Source organism: Arthrobacter sp. A2-55 (assembly GCF_025548615.1).
GTDB lineage: Bacteria > Actinomycetota > Actinomycetes > Actinomycetales > Micrococcaceae > Specibacter > Specibacter silviterrae.
The window spans coordinates 1-1635 of the sequence record NZ_JAJLOZ010000142.1; the positions used below are offsets into that span (position 1 = coordinate 1).

The 1635-nt window shown below is 63.2% G+C and carries 1 protein-coding gene; it reads right to left on the reverse strand.

Features of this window, described 5'->3' with window-relative positions:
• Nucleotides 1-14: 14 nt before the first annotated feature.
• Entirely contained in the window at nucleotides 15-1463 is a 1449-nt protein-coding gene (locus tag LPN03_RS20675) for an IS4 family transposase (RefSeq protein ID WP_306987192.1), read from the reverse strand.
• Nucleotides 1464-1635 lie beyond the last annotated feature (172 nt).

A 1635-nucleotide genomic window follows, 5' to 3' on the forward strand; every position in this document is an offset into this window, starting at 1 on the left:
CCAATGCCGTGAAGTTAAGGTCGGGTTGATTCTGTCAACCCGACCGTGGTGTTGATGATTTCTATGGTGAGCCGGGCTGGTTGGGTTGGTCCGTGGGGTTTGGTGGCGCGGGCTTGGTATTTCGAGATGGCTCGTTTGACGGTCCGTGGGCCGGTACGCAGCCTGCGTGGGGGCAGCAGGTTGGCCAGGAGGTGGTCTCCGATCCGTCCCGCCAGCGCCTGCCAGCCGGGTCCGGGGCGGGTGCTGGTTGCCGGTCCGAGGACGATCATGTCTCTGGCCAGGGTCAGGGCGATGGTGAAACTGGCCCGGTCCGGGTCCAGTCCGGGGATGGCGTTGGTGGCTTCAGTCATGGCGCAGCGCAGCAGTTGCTCGGCGATCAACAGGGCATAGATTTCCTGCTCAACCAGGGCTACGGTGCGTGAACGCAGCACCCTGCCGCCACCCATGGTGGATTTGATCTCACGGAAGGTCGTCTCGATTTCCCAACGCTCGTGATACAAGCCCATTAGCTCCCCGGCGGTGCCCTGGGCCGGGTCGCTCAGCGTGGTGATCAGCCGGTACGTCTCGGTGCGGTCCCCGTCGGAGGTGTGCAAGGTGATGGCTGCAGTGATGACCCTGACTTTCCGGCCGGCCAGCACCGAGAGGTACGACCCGTCTTTCAGTGATTGGTGGATGGGGAGGTGGCGGGCGTTCTTCACCCGCACCAGGTAGTGCGCCCCGGTCTCGCTGATCCGGTGCAGCAGGGCCGCGGCGGCGAAGTTCCTATCGGCCAGGATGATCATTCCCGGTCCCATGCTTGGCAGCAGGGCCGGGGTCTGGGTTGTTTCCCCGATGCTGGTGGGCCCGAACACGGCATCAATGATGCTGCGGGTGCCGCAGGCGATCAAGGCCACCACCCGGGCTTGGGGGTAGCCGGTGCCGCCGTGGTAGCCAGCTTGCTTGGTGTACCTGGCAAGGATCGGCGCGGTGTCGGGCAGGGACAAGATCGTGCCGTCGATCGCGCAGATCAGCAAGGCACCGAACCAGTCTCCGGCACCGGAGACGGTCGGGGCGGCTCCACGCAGTATTTCGAAGATCCACCGCAGCGGCCCGACCCCGATCCGCCGGCGTGCCTGGGCCAAAGCGCTGGCGCTCACAGTGCCCAACACCCCGGCACCGAGGCAGAGTTTGGCGAACACAGATTTGTACCCCAGTTCGGGGAACAAGGCCAGTGCCACCACGAAATAAACGATCACCCGTGACGGCAGGGCCCGGATGCGGCGTTCACGCGTTTTGGTTGCTTCAAGGGCCGCATCGACCAACTCAGCCGGCAGGTGCACGCTCAACTCGCCCAGATGCGCCGGCCCCCACACTTTCCCTGAAACCAGCGGGAAATGTGCTGTGACAGCGTCACTATCCGTCGTGGATTGGTCATGACTCGTGTGGGAATGAGACGATGGCATGCAGGAACTCCTGTGCAACATGTGGGCTTGAACATTCACATGTTTAACAGGGGTTCCGTCTCTTTAAAAGGGCCGTCTCACATCTTAAGACGACCAAGCCCGGCAGACCCCTCGCCACCAAACAGCTCAGGGTTTTCACTGCCCGACGCCCCTGGGTTGACGCCAGCAACGAACCCTTAACTTCACGGCATTG